The sequence below is a fragment of the Cobetia sp. SIMBA_158 genome (assembly GCF_046566945.1).
In the GTDB taxonomy this organism is placed as follows: domain Bacteria; phylum Pseudomonadota; class Gammaproteobacteria; order Pseudomonadales; family Halomonadaceae; genus Cobetia; species Cobetia amphilecti.
Genome location: NZ_JAWJYL010000832.1, coordinates 1 through 248, shown reverse-complemented (window position 1 = coordinate 248; position 248 = coordinate 1). Strand labels below are relative to the sequence as shown.

Sequence of the window (248 nt, the reverse complement as noted above, 5' to 3'; positions counted from 1 at the left end):
GTGTTTGTAAATAATGCTGTTCTTTCTCAATGTCTTCATCAGAATTACAAAGAATGACTGTATATCCATGGCGAAAAGCTGTATCTTCTACTGCTCGAGCCAACTCCGGGAAAAAGGGATTGTTAATGTCTGGGATAATTAATCCAATCAAATCCGATTGTTTCTTCGTTAACGAACGTGCTACTTCACTCGGAGAATAATTCAATTGTTTAATCGCAGCTTCAATTTGCGCCCGAGACTTTTTCCCA

The 248-nt window shown here is 38.7% G+C and carries 1 pseudogene; it reads right to left on the bottom strand.

Annotated features, from left to right (window positions below):
- Nucleotides 1-248 (bottom strand): annotated as a pseudogene (locus R2R70_RS22160) (LacI family transcriptional regulator); the annotation flags it as partial.